Raw genomic sequence first — 18,291 nt, 5'->3', positions numbered from 1 at the left:
CACCTTCAACCAGCATCCCGATCAAGAGTTCCGAGCCCGTGAGCTGCACGAACTCCTCGGCATGCCCACCGACGAGGCATCCGTCAACATCACCCGCAGCCGCCTCGGACGCCTCACCCGCCAAGGCTTCCTCACCCAACCCGGACGAGGCCGCTACCAGAAACGGACTTAACGTCCACTGAGAACTGCGATCACCCACCCCCACCTGGAACAGGCCCCAGATCCCACCTGGATCTGGGGCCTCACGCATGTTCGTTCCTGCTCTTGGGGGCCGCTGCGCCGGGGCATCGCCCAAGTCCGCGCCTGCATTCCCAAACTCCTGCCGGATGTGCTCTCCGCGCCCTCGATCCAGGGCCGGTCTTCGGCCCTGCCGTCCCCCTTACCGAGGTGCCGGACGGTTATCGGGCGATGGACGGTGCACATCACTTTCTGAGCGCGAGGGCCGGCGGCACGGGTGTGGTTTCTCCCGGCCGCGTGGCGCCCTCGTGATGTCAGGCGGCGCGCTTCACGTGGCGGACCAGCCACATCAGTAGGGCGTCCAGGTCGGCGGCGGCCGAGAGAACTCGGTCGGCCGCCTCGGGGGTGTGCAGCCACTGCTCGCAGCCGAGGGGACGGGCGGCGATCAGTGAACGGTGGCGCAGCAGTTCGGCATGGGCGTGGTCCGTCGGATAGCCGCGCGGGGGGCGTTTCATCACGTCCCCGGAGATGTCGTAGCCCTTCTTCCGCACGTCCTCGAGGATGGCGGACAGTTCGGGGCCGCTCCCCTCGGAGGCCACGGCTTTGCGGAACATGTCTACCTGGCCGGGATCGGGGTACCACCAGGCGCCCTGGATCCGCAGGCCGTCCAGGGAGAACCGAAGACCGATCTCGATCTTGCGGCCGAGCCGGATCACGGCGCCCTGGTGCTGCCACCACCAGGAGTCGGTGCGGTAGTGCCAGACGGAGAAGTCCTCGTACCGGGGGTCTGCGTCCGCGACCTCGTTGAGCAGGGCGATCATCGGCTGCCGGACCAGGCGTTCGCGGTCCGCGCGGTAGCGCTCCCGGGTTGCGTGGGTCGGTTCGCCCTGGAGCTGCCACAACACGTCCATGGCCTGCTCCGGCCAGCCGGTGAACTGTCCGCGCATGCACGGAGGATAGCTCACCCATGATCCGCGCGCGGAGAGTGAGACGGGCAGGGAGGCGTAACCCCAGACAAGGTGGGAGGTGCTGCGGCGGGGCTCGCCGGGGCCATGTCGATGTGCCGTGCGCGGTGGGCAAGTTCGTCGAGAAGCTCGGAGAGCTCAGTCGAGATGAAGCGGGCGGTGAGACCGTGCAGCCGAACTTGAGATCCCAGATCGGTGACAGGGGACATTTCGCCTATGGCAGACGGGAAAGATCTCGAAAGGACTGGCGAACGCTTCAGGGCTATGTCAACGTAGACGCCTTCCCGGAAAACCCCAGGTCAGAAGGCGATCCCGATGTTCGCGGATTCAGGCCGGCCTGGATTTTCCATCGGTTACCGACGCAGAGCTCCAACCTGATCGTCGAGACCGGGCCATTGCTCGGTGCATTCCTGCCCCTGCCTCACTTCACGTCGGCCCATTTCACTATCGCGAGGAGCGCGTATTGGATCCGCAAGAGCCCGAGATGACCGTCGGCCAAGTCCTGGACCTCCTGTCGGCCTGCGACCCGGATGCTCGGATCGAGCTGGCCATCAACCCTTTCTTCCCCATGGCCCATCGTATGGGCGGCGTGATCAGCACCCGCGACGAGACGGGCAGCCCGGTGGTTTATATCGCCGAAAGCAAGGACGCCGAGCAGCTTGGCCACCTTCCGCCCGCCGTCGCCGTCGCTCTCACCTGGCAGGAGCCGACGGACGCGCCCCCACGCCGTCGGCGCAAGGCGACCCGGCCCTGACGGCAATGGCCTCTGAACCACTACGACTTCACTGGAGGCGCGCCTGAACTCATACCACCCCATCGATCCGTTCCGCCCCGACTTGCCGGAGGCGGTGTACTGGGTCACCCCACGCCATTTGGCCGGTGACGACGGTGCCCTCGCCGAGCGGATCGGAGACCTGCTGACGGGCATGGGCTGGCGCATGTGGCCGACCTCGCGTCACACCCTGCTGTACGTCAGCCCGGATGAGCTGCGCGGCGCCGAATGGACCCTCGCCAGCTACCCTTTCGAACTCGGCGGACTGCCCGTGGCCTGGCAACTCTCCGCCCGGCCGCACGCCGCGAGCGCACTGACGGAGTGGAACGCCTACTTCACCACCGGCGTCCCGCACGAAGCGATCGCCGACCTCCTCCTCGCACTTGATACCCGAGAGACACCCGATACCGGGTTCGACGAGCCGCAGGCTGTCCTGGCTGCGCTCGTGGCCCAGGGGTGGATCCGGGACGTGGACCACCCCACGACCGCTGCCACAGACCCCGGCTTCGCCTCCAGCGTGTCACTGGAGGAACTGCCTCCGCTCATCCAGGACGCCGATCCGCGCCCCGACTTGATGGGCTGGCAGGCGTGGGCCGAACCCGTCCTTGGGGCCCCGTATCTGTGGTGCGCCAGCTTCAGCGCCAGTGTCCCGAACGACCTGGTCGCCGTCTTCGCCGGCTCGCTGGCCTCACCGGTCCCGGTTGCACGCCGTACGCTGCCGGACGGCGCGGAAGGTCGACTCAAGGTGATCCGCCGCAACTGACTTGCCATGCGCCTCGACCGGGGCCATCCTCCGACCGTCTATGTACGGCTGCGCCGCGACCGTCTGGTCACCAGCGCAACGGCATGGCGGAACGGCTGAATCGAAGTCGGCCCCTGCACACGCACGTTGTGCGGCACATTTCCGAACTCACGTGCCCGGCAGGCCCTTTCGGCCTGCCGGGCCTTCGGTGCAATCACGTATTCCATCGGGCGGCTGGACGTGCCGTATGAAACGAGCGATGCCGTCTCCGACCGCCAGATGGATATGCAGATGGCGATTGTGCTGCTCGTCGCCCATGCTCGTGATGGCCTGGCACCCGCCATACCGGTGGACCACCCTCAGCCGACGTTTCCTTCAGCACCTGAAGCAGCGCGGCGCCCGTACTCGGGTCGAGTTCCAGCAGGGAGCGGACGTGCAGCCGGGGCACGACGATGATGTGCTCGGTGCCGAACCCCGGAACGGGCGGACGGAACGCGAGCACCTCGGGCGTCTCCCGCACCACGTCTACCGCCACGTGCCCGGGCAGAACGTGCGTGCAGTACCAGTCCGGCTCGTCGACCTCCACGACACCCACCGTAGAGCCACCGCGCGCAGAGCACCCAGATCTCGATACGGGTGTGCCCCTGCTGCGGCTCGAGGACAGGGGGCACATCGTGGACGGGCAGGCGTCAGTGGGCGATCTGGGCCTTCGTCAGAGCCTTGTCCAGGTTGGCGTCCACGAGCCCTGGCGAACCGGAGACGACCACCAGGACGTTGTTGGTGAGGATCGCCGACTGGCGGACGACGCTGCGCTGCCCGCCGACCGAGTAGGTGATCAGTTGGCTCCACTGCTCGTCGCCCAAATGCGGTGCTACCGCCCTCTGGCTGTCCACATCGATGACGGTGCTGCCCGAAACGAGTCGGTAGGACGGGCAGGAGACCATCGCGTCGAAGATCTCCCCGATGCCCTCCGACAGCTTGGCCGCAGTGTCGCTATGCAGCTCCTCGGACACCTCGGATTCAGGGCCGCCGACGTACGCGAACGATGCCTTCGCCCGGCGAGGGAAGACCAGGCCGCCGGTCGCCGCTTTGTCGTCGAGCTTCTCCAGCCCCGGACAGCCGACCACGGCGATCGGCGTGTGCTGTGGAACGCTCGGGTACGCGGCTGTAGCCCGCACCCAGATCGCTCTCGTCCAGGAGCCGCTTGCTCAGTGCGGCCGAGGACAGTGGTGCGGACGCCGACGCGGTCATGTCCTCCCGGCGATCCAGGGCAGCCGTGGAGGATGTCGGGTCGGCGGAGGCAGTGCCGTCGGCCGAGCAGCCGGTCAGAGCGAGAGCGGCGATGACGCCGAGGCTGCGGACAGTCGTGATGCAAAAGCTCATATCGGAAACCCCCAAGTGGCCTGCAAGCGGACAGGTTGACTGGGCCGGGCCTCCATGCACCGGCAGAGAGAAGGGGGAACAGGGGTTTCGTGGGTTCAGTGGCCGAGGTGGCGCAGACCCTCTTCGAGGGTGGGATGAAAGCGGTCCACCGGACCGGAGTTGCGGTTGTACCAGGCCGGATCCAGGCCGGGCTCCTTCGTCGCGTGGCCGGCCCGACAGCGGAGCCATACCGAGTCGTCGCGCATGCTGAAAATGATCCAGTCCCGGTACGCGCCGCACTCGGGGCACGTGTGGACCTGGCCGTTGATGACGAGTGGCTGCTGCCAGCGCATCATCAGGCCCTCCACGTCCTGGCGCGAGGGGACTCGCAGATCCGGCGGCAGGAAGTCGGGCGCCGACGTCTCCACAGCCGGAGTCTCAGCTCGGGTCGGTGCGGGGGGCTGGACGTCGGGATGTGAGTGAACGGCGTTCAGCAGCGTGTGTCCCGCACGCTGGGCTTCACGGAACTCACGATGGGCGCGAGCGCGTCCGAACATCCGGTCTCCTTCTTTCGTCTGTCAGGCCACAGGGAGAGTGCCCCATGCGTCTGAGCTGCTTCAACTCTCAGACTCCGTAATCACCGGGCCTTGCCCGGACCCTCGCCGTGACTCGCCTTGGGCAGCGTCGTACGGCGCGTCGTGCTGCTTGAGACGGGCTTGGAGTCGCTGGGCATCGTGGAGGCGTCGGCGGGTAGATCGGCCATGCGGCGCAGTCGCCACACGAGCACGTCGCTGATCGAGTCGGCGGTGTCCAGCTCCCGGCGTCCGGCGGCTTCCGCCAGCAGGACAGCAGGGTCGTGGCCGACGCTCTCGGTGTCGGCGAGGGTCGCCGCGAGGGCGTACCACCCGGGCTCGGCCAGGATCTGCTCGGCCAGTTCGGGCACAGCCTGGCGCAGGGAGGCGATCTGCTTCTGCCGGAGAGGCTGGGACAGGCGCCGGCCCCGCTCGTACAGGACTGCCATGGGCATTCCGGCAGCGGCCCGGTAAGCGGTGCGCAGGTGCTCGGCGGCTTGGCGGGCGGCGGCGGCCTGCTGGGCGTGGTTCCTCTTTGCGTGCCAGTGGGCTGCGGTGGTGACGAGGAAGAACAGCATGTCGATCAGCATCGCGGTGGTGGCGCCGTCCTCCGCGCGGCCGAGGGCGGGGCCGCTGTAGATGAGGTCGCGGGCGGCTTGGCGCAGAGCGCGGTCGTGTCCGCGTTCGGCCTTGATATGGGAGCGGGTAGCCCGTTCGAACGCGAAGGCGGCCTCGCGCAGTTGGGTGCGGGTATGGGCGGCGGAGGTTTTGGCGAGCGCGTCGAGGACCTCTCCGGTCGCAGCGATGTGGGCGGCCGTCTGAGCGTCCTCCGCGCCGTCGATGATCAGAACGGCCTGCCATGCGGCCGTGGCTGCCTGACGCCGAGCTGTTGCCGGGCCACTCGGCGTCATGGGGGAGTCCGAAGGCGTCTCGGTGCTCTCAGGCGAGGCGTCGCCGGAGAAGCGTTCGCGGATACGCGGTAGAGACAGATCGGGGGAGAGGGTGGAACCCGCGTAGAACACCGGCTCCTGCTCCTCGTTGCGGTCGTCCGGCAGTGCGACCTTGTATCCGAGCAGGTCACCGGAGGGCGCGACGCGTTTGCGGATCAGCACACCAGCGTCGGCGAGGCGGTCGAAGAACTCCGTCTCGCTGGTGGCGCCGGCCACCGCTCGGCGTACGGTCTCGCGCAGCTCCTCGCGGGCGGCGCGCTCCCTGCCCAGGCGTTCGGCCTTGTGACGTTCGGCGCTGGTGGGCCGTTTGGCGGCGGTGCCGTCACCCTTGTGGAGGCGCCGCAACCCCAGCTCCGCTTCCAGGAGCCGGGCCTCGGCCTGGACGCGGGCGGCGTCGTGGTCGAGGTCGGGCTTGTAGCCGTCTTCGCGGACGAGGGTGGCGATGATGTGGATGTGGTCGTCGGCGTGCCGGACGGCTGCCCACCGGCAGCCCGCCCCTTGGTCGGGATCGTCGATACCGGCAGCGGCGACCATGCGGCGGGCGATGTCGCCCCATTCTCCGTCGGACAGGATCCGGTCGCCGGGCGCATTGCGGACCGACAGGTGCCAGACGTGCTTGGCGGGGCGGTCGGCTTCGTCGATGTTGTCCAGAGGCTGGTCGAGCAGCTGCTGGAGGTGCTTGTACGTGACGTGCGCATCGTGGCCGGGGTCGGGGGTGTTGTTGTCCCAGGAGGCCACGAGGTGCGGGTCGACGTGCTCCTCGTGGGTGCCCGGTCCGTACAGGTAGTACAGCAGGCCGATCGTACGTTTCCCGCGCTTCTGAATTCTGGGGATCATGCCGTGACCTGGTGCCTAGTTGTGAGCGAGGAGCTGGTCGGTGACGTCCTGGACCCGCTGTACGGCGCGCTGGGTGGCGGCGATGACGGCGTCGAGTTCGGCGGGCTGGGCACCGGAGTTGAGAGCGCGGGCCACCTGGTTGAGGTTGTTGCCGACGTGGCCGAGATGTCGGCGGGCGGCGAAGAACTCGGAGACCAGCTCCCGGCGTCCGGCGATCGCGGCGGCGGTGTTGTCTAGGTCGTCGGCGGCGGCGAGGGCACTGCGCGCGAGGAACGCGGGCAGGGTAGTACGGGCGGCGGTCGCGGCAGCGGCGAGCTGGGTCTTCTCGTCGTCGTTGAGGCGGACGCTGCACACGTGGACACGCTTGTGGGCGTGGGGCTTCGGCGAGCGCTTGCGTGAGGCGTTCTTCGAGGCGCGGCGCTTGCGCGGCGGCGTCTGCTTCTCCTCCGGCTGCGATCCGCCCTCGGTTGCTGCCTGCCGGACCTGCACCCCCTGGTGCTGGTCCGCTCCCGCCACCCTCGGGGCGAGCTTGGCCAAGGACGCCTTCCCCGACGGGGAAGAGTGTCTTGGCCGATAACTTGCTCGCCCTGAGACCGAGTTGGGGACGGCCCTGTCCGAGGTGGGGGCGGGGGTTGTATTTGAGTTCTTCATCGGTCGCGGTTCCTGATGGTGCGGAGGCGGCACTGAATGTCGGCGGCGAGGTCGACCACAGCGGCCGGTCCGCTGAGGACACGGACGCGCGATGTGGGCGTTTCCTGGATGAGCCACTGGCCGGTCGGCACACGGACGGCCGCGTGCAATAGCCGGTGACGGACCAGGACGTCCACCCAGGCGCTCGCCTCGGCGGCTGTGGGGGCATACGTGCGCGGGTTTCGGGGACGGATGACGTTCCTTCCTCGCGGGCGGTGGCCCGGCACGCGCCGGGCCACCGGACTGGCTGGGTGAAGCGGATTCACCTGGCCTGCGCCTTTGCGCGTGTCAGCCACACTCGGGGCAGCGTGCGAAGTGCCGGCTCATCGCCCTGGCCATGTTCTGCCTCACGGTGATCGCGTGCTTCGCGCTGGTCTTGGCCGGCGCGGTGCCGACGTTGCGCTCCGCATAGGCGGTCAGGAAGCGGATGTCCTTCTCGAAGTCGGACCTGATGCGCGCAAGGCGCGGGCACGCCTTCACCGTGCACTCCTCTTCTTCGTGGTGGACGTGGCCGCTTCGCGGCGCAGGCGCTCCAGGACCGGTGTCAGCCGGTCGTTGCGGATACCGATGTTGTGGGCGCGCATGATTTCCCTGAGCTGGGTGCGCGTGACCTCGGCGTTCCCGTCCCTTTCCAGAAGTCTGGGCACGTGGGGACGGAGTTGAGTGACGAGCTGGTCCACACTCAGTTGGGGCTGCCTTCGGGACGGCTTGCCTTGCCCCCCTCGGGTCCGCGTCCGGGACGCCTTCGGCCTCCTGCGTGCGGGGACCGTCTGGGGACGGTCCCCGGTGGACTCCGTCCCGGCCCCTGTTTCGGTCCTGGGCACGAGGTGGTCCCCGTTGTAGGGGAACGGCGTTCGGGACGGAATATCTGAGCCCTGAGCTGCGGTTTTGTCCCCATCGCCCTCGCTCGTCTCATCACCGTCCTGGGCGTCTTCGGTGCCGGGGACGGCGCTGGCCTGGTCCCCCTTCGCGCCGTGCCCTGCAGCGGCATCCGCAGCCAGGTCCCCTGCGGCGCCCCGGTCCCCGGTTTCGGGGACGGGGCGGGGACGGTCCCCATCCCCGGCTGGCTCGGTCCCCAAAGCCGGTCCCATATGGCCCTCTTCGGGACGGTCCCGGATTCTTGGAGAGTCCATTTTCGTTTCGGGACCGGCCTTGGGGACCGCATGACATTGGGGAGTCACCTGGTCCCCGACGGCTACTTGGTGCGGGGCAAGCGAGGGCTGGTCCCTGCGACCGTGAGGTGGGGACAGCAGGGGCCGAGTCCAAGGGGAGGGCAGGTCGACGGTCGCCAGTGCGGTGGCGTGCCGACGAGCGGCCAGCTGGTCCAGGAGCACCCCCAACTGCTCGGGGTCAGTGCCGACGTCGGCCCGTGCGAGAGCCCCCTGCAGCCGTCGTGTGATGCGCCGGCCTCGCCAGTTCCCACGTTGTTTCGGGGTCCGCCCTGCCAGGCGGGTGGCCAAGGTGACCGCGCGGGCGGTGGCCCGGTCGCGAGTGATCTGGGCGGCGTCGCGGTCGCGTTCGGCGATGCCGAGGCGGGAGAGCAGGCGCTCGCGTGCTTCCCGTCCGAGCGTGGCCGTGACCCCGCGCGAGGAGGCGCCGGGCTTGCGCAGCCGTAGCTCGATGCCCATCGCCTGATGCCAGAGCATCGCGGCCATGACCGGGCCGACGAAGGCCCGTACGGTCCCGCCGATCGGGCCGGACTCGGCGTAGGCGGGGATGACCTGAACGCCGGTGATTATCCAGACCAGGACTCCGGGCAGCCCCGGCGCGCCTTGGCTGGCCAAATTCTGGCGAGCCATCAGTGCCGTCGCGAACAGAGCCAGTTCGGCGGCGGCGAACATCGCGGCACGCTCGGTTGTGCCAGCCATGTCGAGGTAGTCGGCGGCGAACCGCCAACTGGTGTCCGCGCTGTAGGCGGTGCAGCCGATCGCGGCGAGGGCGGCGACCCATACCGCCGGGGCTGTAGGCCGCTCCCTGCCTATCCGGGTCGGGCGCCGCCGGATCAGCCATACGCCAGACGGAACGGCCAGGACCGTCAGTACGGCGGCAGCCGCGAACAGCAGAGCGGGTTCCAACGAGGCGACAGCCAGAGGGACAGCGGTGGGATGGGTCATGCTGCCTTTCCGAGTGCGGCGATCAGGGCGCGGGTGTGGACCTGGCGGGGCACGGGCGAGGAGACGACCTCGTCCTCGGTGTTGTCGGCCTCGTCGTACAGGCCCCAGTACCGGTCGCGGTCGGCGACGTCGTGGGCAGCCCGGCGCATCAGGTCCTTGGCCCAGTCGAGTTCGAGCCGAAGGGCGTAGGCGAGGCGTTCGGGATCCCACCCGCGGGCGTAGGCGTGGCGGACGACGGCATCGCGTTCGGCGTCGCTGAGATGGACGTCGCGGCCTTGGAAGGCGGCCTTGACCCGGCTGTAGTCGAGGCGCTTGTTGACTCGGGCGTGCCAGGGGCGGCGCTCGATCTCGGTCAGTCCGCCCCACATCCCATGGCGGATGTCGTTGTCGAGGGCGTAGTTGAAGCAATCCTTCTTGACCGGGCACCGGCCGCAGATGGACTTGGCTTCCGCGGCGGCCTCGTGGGCGCGCGGGGCGTGGAAGAACAGCTCGTCGGCGTCGGCAGGATCCATGCCGTAGCACAGGCCTCGGCTGTTCCAGCTGTGGTCGGCGATCCCGCGCAGCGTCGGGCGCGCCGTGTCGTTGGTGGTGATGGTGCGCAAGAGAGTCTCCGGGTACGCCTCGGTGCGGCGCCGTGTGCCGGTGCTGGGAGGGCACGGCATGGCGCCGTGATGAGGCGGGGTGGGGCGCGGCGGTGCCGCACAGGAGGTGGTGTTGAGGGAGCTAACAGCCCGTGTCAGCGGCGCAGGAATCGACGGTCGGGCCCGGTGAAGTGGACTGGGGTACACATGCCGGACAGGCGCGAGAGGACGCGGTCACCGATCTTGTCGCGCAGAACCGGCTGCTGCGCAGCCACACTGTGGTCGCGGACGGGCGGCAGGTTGGTGGTGAAGATCGTGGGCAGGCGGTTCTGGCAGCGCCAGTTCACCAGCCGGAAGGTGATCTCCTCCGTCCACTCCGAGCCCTTGGCAGCGCCGAGGTCGTCGAGCAGCAGCAGCGGCACCCGCACGATCCGACGCAGCATGTGCTCCGGGTCCACGCCGGCCTTTGGACGCATTTCGGCGTACAGGTCGGCTGCGGTGGTCGCGTACCAGGAGACGCCGCACCCGGCGGCGGTCAGCGCGCGGATGGCGCCGTACGCCTGGTGGGTCTTCCCCGCCCCGGTGCTGCCCCACAGCAGCAGCGAGGTCCCGTGCGCTATCCGCCGACGCCCGGCAGCACCGAAGTGCGGGTTGAGCCCGCCGACGTTCGGCTCGACGGCCGCATCGGCGATGGTCCCTACCCAGGCGGCGACGTCGGGGTGCTCGACCACGGCGTCGCGGTAGTCGACCGGGATCCGCGCCTGCGCGGCCTCCAGCGCCGGGATCGGCTCCGGGGTGTCCGGCAGCGGCGCGGTCGGGTCGATGCCGCGCTCGGCCAGCTTCGCTTCCAGGCGGGCGCGCAGTCGTTCGCCGACGGCGGGCTGGGGGTCGGTGAGGGATGTGCGGGTCACAGGCGGCCTCCGAACGTCGTCGGCTCGACGGTCGGGTTGAGGTAGGGCGTGTACCCCGAGGCGCTGGCCCAGGGCCCCGTGCCGGAGGCGGACGACGGCGCCGAGGCGCCCTGCGGGGCGTTGACCACCTCGTTCACCAGGCTCGGCAGCACGCTCGGGTGCAGACCCTTTGCCCGCAGCCGCTCCAGCGCCGCACGGATGTCCTGCGGGTCGAAGCGCTCGTCCAGCAGGACTCGGATCTTGCGCCCCATGAGCCCGAGGAAGTCCTCCGGCGGCCGGCGCGGGCAGTCCCGGACGTACTCGGCCACCAGCTCCTTAGCGGAGACCGATCCGGGGACGGCGTCAGGCGCGGGCGCCTCGCGCCCCGTAAGGAAAGATCCAGGATCCAAGATCCTAGATCCAGAGCGGGAGCCCTCCGGTACTCCTCCCGTAGCCCTCCCGGAGTCCTCCGGGAACCCCGCCTCACCTGCAGATCTCCCAGGCGGTGCCACGACAGCGGCAGCGGGATCATCGAATGGCGCGGAGGCAGGCCCGCCGGACGCTGCGGCCGACTCGGCTGGAGCGGTGTCGGTCGGTGCCAGGCCGTCCACTCCTCCCGGAGGGCTCCCGGAGTCCTCCCGGAGCCCTCCGGGAGATGTCAGGGAGGACGCCTCACGTGTCGTGGGGCAATCGCTGTTCTGGCACTTGCCGCACGACTGGTGGCCCTGGTGGCTGGGGCAGCGCGGCACCCGGGACGCCGTGGCCTTGTTGATCTTCTGGTGCTGCTCCCACGTCACGACGTGCAACCACGTGCGCCCGTCGCAGCCGGTGTAGCGGCAGATCAGCCCGGATGCGGCCAGTTCCTCCAGGTCTTGGGCGACGTGGGCGGCGGTGTGCTCCGGGCGCAAGGCCCACAACCGTCCGGCGATGATCGCCGGGTGGTCGCGGTGGCGGCCGGAGTCATCGGCCTGCGTCAGCAGCCCGATGAAGGTGAGCATGGCGGTCACCGAGCACTCGGCCAGCGACTCCGACTCGAACATTTCAGGCTTGACAGTGCGGATACGTGCCATTAGCGGCGACCTCCTCGGCGGGCCAAGGACCCTTGAACAGAGGACGGGACGGAGGTCGGGATGGACACAGGGAAGGCTGCCGTGCAGGTCGAGGCGTTCGACCTTTCGCACAAGGCAGTCGACATGCAACACTCTCCAGTGCAGTAGACCCGCGCCGGCGTGCCCCCTGGAAGGGGCCGGTGCGGTGATATGGGTAAATCTCCGGCCTTCGCACGGTCCGGAGTGCCATGAAGCGTCGGGTGTCCGGGAGTCGCACCTCTCGGACACCGGCGCCCTTCCAGCGGGTCCTATAAGGCCCAGCTGGTAGTCACGCGGTACACGCTGACCCTCTCTGCAGCTTCTCGATCCCGGCGGGGTCCCGCCGAGGGGACGACGAACATACGCACGCCGTCGTGTCAAGGTCCAGACTTGGCTCTAGGGCTCTCGACAAGTCACCGGCATACCCGCTTCCCTCACCAAGCGGCTTGCCCGAGGGTGAGGAAACTAAAATCCCGGTCAATCTCCTGTGGGTTTTCCATGGCGGGTTCCGACGGGTGTTTATTGCTTGCTCCCGGCGTTGGTGCAGGACTGAACTCGCGTATGGCCGGCGCGGGACGAGCGGAGGGGGAATTCTCGTCAGTGCGTGACGTAAATACCGAGTGGACTGTGTCCGCCGTCACGTTGATCCTGCGATTGCGCATGTGAATACATGAGTCATTGGTTGGGCTTTCGAATCCTGCCGTGGGGGTGCTGGCGGTGGAGAACTTTTCATATCCTCGGGGCGCCAGTCAACACCAGTCAACGGTGACGTACGGTGGTGGCATCACGTGGATCGATGTCGAGGAAATGATCATGGATGACTTGTCTGGGCGAGCTTCCGCCGATGAGAGCACTGTCTTCCGCGAGCGACTGAACTGGCTGTTCGAGCATGTGCACCCCCCGAAGCGCGGGCCCTACAGCAACAAGGAGGTGGCGGCGAAGATCGCCGGCTTCGGAGGCTCTCTCTCCGACTCCTACATCTCGCTGCTGCGCACCGGGAAGCGTGTGAACCCATCCGATGATGCCCGAAAGTGGCTCGCCCGGTCCTTCGGCTTCCCGGAGAAGTTCTTCGATGACGAAGAGGTGGCGGCAGCGGCACTGCAGCAGTTTGCTGCGGTCAAGTCGGTGAAGCAGGCGGGAATCGAGAGCGTCTTCTACCGGATGATCGGGCTTTCGTCAGACAGTATTGCCGCTGTGCTCAAGGAAGTTGACAGGGTGCGAGAACTCGAAGGGCTCCCACCGGCCTCCGACTGACGCTAAGTCAAGTGTGTTCAGAAGAGCGAGAAACAGAGAGCAATATGTGGTCGTCGCGTCGTCAACAGCCAGAAATACTGGCCCAATTGAAGCTCCCCCAGGTCGCCAGCATCCGTGACCTGCGCCATGAGGAGACCCGCCGGACAGGGCGCGCCGTGCACATTGAAGCGGCGGAGACGGTTCTTGGGCGGCGCTGCGGCGTCTGCTACGTCACCGAGAACGCCTTTTACATCTTCTACGACCCGCGGACGAGCCGTGCGCACCAGGACCACGTCATAGGCCACGAGATCGCCCACGTCCTGCTGGGCCATCACGAGGCACGCCGACCGTCCGAAGCGGTTCCGCAGGGGTTCGCGCCCCTGCTCGACCCGGCCTTGGTCGAGATGATGCTCGCGCGCAGCAGCTATGAGGAGGCCGAGGAGCACGACGCCGAGCTCCTCGCCTCGTACCTGTACGGCCGGGTCATCGAACACCGGCTACGCAATGCGTCGCCGCCGGGTGACGACACCCAGGAGCGGATCGCCCACACGCTGCTCAGCAGAAGAGAGGCTGAGCGGTGAAGGACATCCTGCACCCGATCAGCCTGACCGTTGCGCTGATCGGCCTCGCGTGCCTGCTCAGAGACCTTCCCGCCCGGCGCCGGGACACCGCGTGGGCCGCGCTAGTCGCCGTCTACCTGCTCTCGGCGCTCAGCTTCCTGTTCTCGATCAGCTCCATGTGGCGGGCCATCGACGAGGCCCTCGGTGCAAGGAACTTGGCCGTGCCGCTGGCCATGAGCTGCGTGGTGGCCCTGCTGGCCGGCCAGCAGATCGTCCTGAGCTACTGGAGTTCACCGGCAGACCGGGCCCGGCGGATGTCCTGGTACTGGCTCGGCGCCGGTGCCGTCGTCGTCGCCGCCCTCTTTGTGCTGTTCTTCCTGCTGACGCCCGCCGTGCAGCGGCCGACGGACTTCACGCTCTACTACGCGCACGACCACGTCTACGCGGCCTACCTCACCGTGTACATCAGCGCCTACACGCTCGCCGAGGGCTACCTGTCCGTGGCGAGCTGGCGCCTGGCCGGCCGAAGCCCACGCGCAGCCGTACGCGTCGGTCTGCGCACCGTCGCCGTCGGCGCGGCCGTGACCCTCGGCTACAGCGCCGTACGGATCGGCAACGTGATCGCTGCCGCCATGGGCACCTCCCTCACGGGCTGGGAAGACTTCGCCTGGATCAGCGGCGACCTCGGAACCATTCTCACCCTTGTTGGCTGGCTCATCCCCACCCTCACCGCCCAGGCGCGAAACACCTCGTACCGGTGGGGCCTCCGCCGTGCTCATCGCCAGCTGCACCCGCTGTGGCTGGCCTTCTACCACGTCGTCCCCGAGATCGCCCTCACTCCCAGCGGCTCCATGGCTGACGATCGATCGCTCATCCAAGGCATCCCCTTCAAGGTGTATCGCCGTGTCGTCGAGATCCGCGACGGACAGACCGCGGTCCGCCCCTACCTCGACCACGACACACGACAGGCCAGCGAACAGCGGCACCGGGCCGCCGGTCTCTCGGGAGACGAACTCCACGCGGCCGTCACTGCCGACCAGATCCGCGCTGCCCTTGCCGCCCACACCCAGGGCACGCCGCCTGCACGGCCAACCGACTTCGCCGACCAGAACATGGAATCCCGACACCCGATCGAGGACCTCGACGCCCTGCGCGCGATCGCCCGGCACTTCGCCCGGCACGACCATCCCGAGCTCCCCGAGACCGTAAGAACATGAGCACCAACTACGTCCACCTCCCGGCCCACACCCAGCTGAACGCAATGCAACAGGGCGTCATCTCCAGCCGCGGCCTACTCGATCTCCACCTCGAACAGATCCAGGCCAGCACCCTCAACGCCGTCGTCACCTTGGACATCGAAGCCGCCCAACGAGCAGCCGACGCCTCAGACGTACGCCGCGCCCGAGGCGCGGCCGTCGGCGCGCTTGATGGGCTGCCGCTCACGATCAAGGACTCCTTCGAAACGGCAGGCCTGCGCACCACTTGCGGGGCCGAAGACCTCCACCACCACATCCCCGAGCGCGACGCCGACGCTGTCGCCCGACTCCGCCACGCCGGCGCCGTGATCATGGGGAAGACCAACGTCCCCGCCTACTGCCAGGACCTCCACACCGACAACGCCATCTTCGGAGCCACCCGCAACCCGCACGACCACACCCTGACCCCTGGCGGTTCCTCCGGCGGAGCAGCCGCAGCCGTCGCTGCCGCGCTGACCCCCCTCGAACTCGGCAGCGACCTCGCCGGTTCCCTCCGCCTGCCGGCCCACTACTGCGGCGTCTACGCCCTGCGCCCCACCCAAGGGCTCGTACCCGCCCGAGGACACATCCCTCGACCACCCGGCTGGCTGACCACCAGCGACATGCTCACCCCTGGCCCCCTCGCGCGACATCCTCGAGACCTGACCCTCATGCTCGCGACACTCACCACGCCCGCCCCGGATGAAAACACCCCATGGCGACTGAGCCTGCCCGACCCCCCCCGACAGCTCGATGACTTTCGCATCGCCATCTGGCCAAACGACCCTGGCTGCCCCGTCGATGACGCCACCGCTGCGACGCTCGAACACGTCATGTGCCAGCTGGGCGCCACCGGAGCGCACATCACCGAAACGCCCGGCCCGGTCGGCTTCGCTGAAGCATCGGGACTGTTCGAACAGCTCCTCTACGCCAACGCCGCCCTCGGTGCTACCGACGCCGCGTTCACTGCCGAGCAGACCAGCGCATGCCAACTGCCCACACACGACACGTCCCCCCGAGCGACCGCTCTGCGATACCGGACCCAGGCTCACCGCAGCTGGCTGATCGCCCGAGAGGAAAGCGCCCGCCAACGCGCCGCCTGGATGGCGTTCTTCGAACATCGCGACGTGCTCATCACCCCCGCCGCGCCGACCCAGGCCATCCCGAACGGCAGCCGCACCCTTCATGTGGACGGAGAAGAGCGCAGCTTTTTCGACCAGACAAGCTGGGCGAATCTCATCAGCCACCTTGGACTGCCTGCTGCTATCGCCCCCGTAAGCAAGAACGACAAAGACCTGCCCATTGCCGTCCAAATCATCGGCGCCCCGTACGCTGACCGCACTGTCCTCGCTCTGGCAGAGCAACTTGCAACAATCGCCGGTGCCACTGCGGACGTCGAAGGATGAGCACCCGGTTGCGTCCTGGGAAGTGGTGTACGGGTTCGACCTGATCCGGGGGTTTGCTCCGGCATCGGGATGGTGCCCGCATAGATGAACGGCCACCGGCTGATCTTCGAGATGTCGAAGCTCGAAGGAGATCAGCACGATGACCGCACCAGACAGTCTGCCCCTGCACGCTCTCGCCGAGGGCAGCCTCGCCGCGGCGAGTCCCGATCTGCTGCGCGCGATGGTGAAGACGTTTGCTGACGCGCTCATGTCCGCGGAGGCCGATGCCCTCTGCAACGCGGAATACGGGCAGGTCAGCGATGAACGCGTCAACTACCGTAACGGCTATCGCCCGCGCGAGTGGGACACCAGGGTCGGCACCGTCGAACTGGCCATCCCCAAGCTGAGGCAGGGCAGTTACTTCCCACACTGGCTACTCGAACGTCGTCGTCGGGCCGAGCAGGCCCTCATCTCGGTGGTCGCCACCGCCTACCTGCTCGGGGTCTCCACCCGGCGGGTCGAGAAGCTCGCCGAGTCCCTCGGCGTCACCCAGCTGTCGAAGTCCCAGGTCAGCGCAATGGCCAAGCACCTGGACGAGCAGGTTGCCGCGTTCCGCAACCGGCCGCTGGACGCCGGTCCGTATGCCTTTGTCTGGGTCGACGCACTGACCCAGAAGGTCCGGGAAGGCGGCCGCATCATCAACGTCCACGCGCTGATCGCGGTCGGCGTCAACGCCGACGGACACCGCGAGATCCTCGGCATCGACGTCGCCACCGCCGAGGACGGCGCGGGCTGGCTCGCCTTCCTGCGCTCGCTCATCGCCCGCGGCCTGACCGGCGTCCAGCTCGTCATCTCCGACGCCCACGCCGGCCTCGTCGACGCCATCGGTGCCGTTCTGCCCGGCTCGTCGTGGCAGCGATGCCGGACCCACTACGCCAGAAACCTGCTGAGCCAGGTCCCCAAGTCGGCCCAGCCCTGGGTGGCGACCCTGCGCGGACCATCTTCGAACAACCCGACACCGACGCCGTGAAAGCCCAGATGCGACACGTCCTGGACGCACTGGAAGCCAAGTTCCCCAAAGCCGCAGCCCACTTGGACATCGCCCAGCACGACCTGCTGGCCTTCACCGCCTTCCCACGCGAGATCTGGCGGCAGATCTGGTCGAACAATCCGCAGGAGAGGCTGAACAAGGAGATCCGCCGCCGCACCGACGTGGTCGGCATCTTCCCCGACCGCACCGCCGTCATCCGGCTCGTTGGCGCGGTCCTTGCCGAGCAGAACGACGAGTGGACCGAGGCCCGCCGCTATATGGGCCGCGAACTCCTGGCCAAGGCCCGCCTCCACCCGATCGAGTCAGAAACCGACGAGACCGTCATGCCCACCGAACTCACCGCATAGCCTCAAAACGAGATCACCGAGTGGCCGTCGCTACACCGCTCCAGCGGACGTGACCGAGCACCCACGAACTTTGCCTGATCAGTGATGGCTGGTCATGTCAGCTGACCAGTACCGATCCGCCGAGTTCTTGAAGGGAGCGAAAATGCCGCGGCGGGTATGCACCACACGCGCCATGCGGTCAACCTCGAGAGGTGGTGATGGAGTGTGACCGGCCCGAAGCAGCGGTCAGTTGCATGCAGCGCGGGGTGCCGGGTCCAGGATGGATCGGATCCGCTGCAGCCCGTCGTGGTTGACGGAGAACCAGGCCCAGGTGCCGCGTCGTTCCCGGTCCAGCAGCCCGGCCTCGGTCATGATCTTCAGGTGGTGGCTGACGGTGGACTGGCGCAGTCCCAGGCTGTCTGCCAGGTCGCACACGCAGGCTTCGCCGTCGGGGGCCTGCTCCAGTAGCCGGAACAACTGCAGCCGGGTGGGATCGGCGATGGATTTCAAGATCGCGGACAGTTGCTCGGCCTCCGTGCGGTCCAGGGGCTGGCAGTTCAGTCCCGGTCCGCACGAGCCGCCCTCGAGGAATCCGTCCTCCGACGCCTGCAGCTCTATGAGAGTCACGGTTCAACCATAGACGCTGGGTGATCACTGATGTGCGATCAAAAATGGACGCACTGTGAATTCGCCTGATGTCCGGCGGCTCGCCGCTGGCGCCGGGCGGCTGGTGCCGCTGGCGGGATCACTGCCGCGAAGCG

General features: G+C 68.1%; 19 protein-coding genes and 1 pseudogene. 8 read left to right on the top strand and 12 right to left on the bottom strand.

Translation table 11 applies throughout. The features are described 5' to 3' along the window. Positions 1-491: 491 nt before the first annotated feature. A complete protein-coding gene (locus M8J73_RS41570; RefSeq protein ID WP_240501636.1) occupies positions 492-1,124 on the bottom strand; it encodes a DUF2461 family protein in 633 nt (210 codons plus the stop codon). Positions 1,125-1,249: 125 nt separating this feature from the next. On the opposite strand from M8J73_RS41570, the gene M8J73_RS41565 reads away from it, so the two are divergent. Genes M8J73_RS41565 through M8J73_RS41555 form a run of 3 tightly spaced genes read left to right on the top strand, consistent with a single transcriptional unit; the run spans position 1,250 to position 2,677 of the window. Continuing rightward, positions 1,250-1,630 (top strand): hypothetical protein, encoded by a 381-nt coding sequence (locus tag M8J73_RS41565; protein WP_157873301.1) that lies wholly within the window; start codon positions 1,250-1,252, stop codon positions 1,628-1,630. Next, complete coding sequence (locus M8J73_RS41560) at positions 1,627-1,896, top strand: hypothetical protein (RefSeq protein ID WP_055541794.1); 270 nt, start codon at positions 1,627-1,629, stop codon at positions 1,894-1,896. The genes M8J73_RS41565 and M8J73_RS41560 overlap by 4 nt, the downstream gene beginning before the upstream one ends. 31 nt (positions 1,897-1,927) lie before the next feature. Beyond that, on the top strand, positions 1,928-2,677 hold the full coding sequence (locus M8J73_RS41555; RefSeq protein WP_055541783.1) for an SPDY domain-containing protein: 750 nt from the start codon (positions 1,928-1,930) through the stop codon (positions 2,675-2,677). 193 nt (positions 2,678-2,870) lie between these two features. Here the strand turns inward: M8J73_RS41555 and M8J73_RS41550 are convergent, their stop codons facing one another. From M8J73_RS41550 to M8J73_RS41500, 10 genes are all read right to left on the bottom strand, one after another. Next, entirely contained in the window at positions 2,871-3,242 is a 372-nt protein-coding gene (locus M8J73_RS41550) for an HIT family protein (protein ID WP_157873302.1), read from the bottom strand. A gap of 103 nt (positions 3,243-3,345) precedes the next feature. Then, a complete protein-coding gene (locus M8J73_RS41545; RefSeq protein WP_308408382.1) occupies positions 3,346-3,834 on the bottom strand; it encodes a hypothetical protein in 489 nt (162 codons plus the stop codon). A 300-nt stretch (positions 3,835-4,134) separates the two neighbouring features. After that, positions 4,135-4,446 (bottom strand): hypothetical protein, encoded by a 312-nt coding sequence (locus tag M8J73_RS41540; protein ID WP_308408381.1) that lies wholly within the window; start codon positions 4,444-4,446, stop codon positions 4,135-4,137. A 209-nt stretch (positions 4,447-4,655) separates the two neighbouring features. After that, complete coding sequence (locus M8J73_RS41535; protein ID WP_055541785.1) at positions 4,656-6,377, bottom strand: relaxase/mobilization nuclease domain-containing protein; 1,722 nt, start codon at positions 6,375-6,377, stop codon at positions 4,656-4,658. A 15-nt stretch (positions 6,378-6,392) separates the two neighbouring features. Beyond that, positions 6,393-6,914: a plasmid mobilization protein gene (locus tag M8J73_RS41530; protein WP_240501637.1), complete on the bottom strand. Its 522-nt coding sequence runs from the start codon at positions 6,912-6,914 to the stop codon at positions 6,393-6,395. A gap of 441 nt (positions 6,915-7,355) precedes the next feature. Beyond that, positions 7,356-7,547: a hypothetical protein gene (locus tag M8J73_RS41520; RefSeq protein WP_055541787.1), complete on the bottom strand. Its 192-nt coding sequence runs from the start codon at positions 7,545-7,547 to the stop codon at positions 7,356-7,358. Continuing rightward, complete coding sequence (locus M8J73_RS41515) at positions 7,544-9,181, bottom strand: hypothetical protein (protein WP_055541788.1); 1,638 nt, start codon at positions 9,179-9,181, stop codon at positions 7,544-7,546. The genes M8J73_RS41520 and M8J73_RS41515 overlap by 4 nt, the downstream gene beginning before the upstream one ends. Then, a complete protein-coding gene (locus M8J73_RS41510) occupies positions 9,178-9,783 on the bottom strand; it encodes a WhiB family transcriptional regulator (RefSeq protein WP_063799289.1) in 606 nt (201 codons plus the stop codon). Before M8J73_RS41510 ends, M8J73_RS41515 begins: the two co-directional genes overlap by 4 nt. Before the next feature lie 134 nt (positions 9,784-9,917). Beyond that, positions 9,918-10,673 (bottom strand): ATP-binding protein, encoded by a 756-nt coding sequence (locus tag M8J73_RS41505; RefSeq protein WP_055541789.1) that lies wholly within the window; start codon positions 10,671-10,673, stop codon positions 9,918-9,920. Then, a complete protein-coding gene (locus M8J73_RS41500; protein ID WP_063799290.1) occupies positions 10,670-11,722 on the bottom strand; it encodes a hypothetical protein in 1,053 nt (350 codons plus the stop codon). The genes M8J73_RS41505 and M8J73_RS41500 overlap by 4 nt, the downstream gene beginning before the upstream one ends. Before the next feature lie 720 nt (positions 11,723-12,442). Between M8J73_RS41500 and M8J73_RS41495 the strand changes: the two genes are divergently transcribed. The 5 genes and pseudogenes from M8J73_RS41495 (at position 12,443) to M8J73_RS41475 (ending at position 17,551) form a co-directional block, all read left to right on the top strand. Then, positions 12,443-12,994 (top strand): hypothetical protein, encoded by a 552-nt coding sequence (locus tag M8J73_RS41495; RefSeq protein WP_055541791.1) that lies wholly within the window; start codon positions 12,443-12,445, stop codon positions 12,992-12,994. An 86-nt stretch (positions 12,995-13,080) separates the two neighbouring features. Beyond that, on the top strand, positions 13,081-13,554 hold the full coding sequence (locus M8J73_RS41490; protein WP_240501638.1) for an ImmA/IrrE family metallo-endopeptidase: 474 nt from the start codon (positions 13,081-13,083) through the stop codon (positions 13,552-13,554). Beyond that, a complete protein-coding gene (locus M8J73_RS41485; RefSeq protein ID WP_055541792.1) occupies positions 13,551-14,750 on the top strand; it encodes an MAB_1171c family putative transporter in 1,200 nt (399 codons plus the stop codon). Before M8J73_RS41490 ends, M8J73_RS41485 begins: the two co-directional genes overlap by 4 nt. Further along, positions 14,747-16,174 carry an amidase family protein gene (locus tag M8J73_RS41480; RefSeq protein ID WP_249829794.1) on the top strand — a complete coding sequence of 476 codons (1,428 nt, stop codon included), beginning with the start codon at positions 14,747-14,749 and terminating at the stop codon, positions 16,172-16,174. The genes M8J73_RS41485 and M8J73_RS41480 overlap by 4 nt, the downstream gene beginning before the upstream one ends. Before the next feature lie 139 nt (positions 16,175-16,313). After that, positions 16,314-17,551, top strand: a pseudogene (locus M8J73_RS41475) (IS256 family transposase). A 225-nt stretch (positions 17,552-17,776) separates the two neighbouring features. Here M8J73_RS41475 and M8J73_RS41470 read toward each other — a convergent pair. Then, positions 17,777-18,157: an ArsR/SmtB family transcription factor gene (locus tag M8J73_RS41470; RefSeq protein ID WP_055537587.1), complete on the bottom strand. Its 381-nt coding sequence runs from the start codon at positions 18,155-18,157 to the stop codon at positions 17,777-17,779. Positions 18,158-18,291 lie beyond the last annotated feature (134 nt).

The organism is Streptomyces neyagawaensis, from assembly GCF_023516595.1.
Lineage (GTDB): Bacteria > Actinomycetota > Actinomycetes > Streptomycetales > Streptomycetaceae > Streptomyces > Streptomyces neyagawaensis.
Note: the sequence above shows the minus strand (reverse complement) of the source record. Positions and strands in the feature narration are given on the sequence as shown.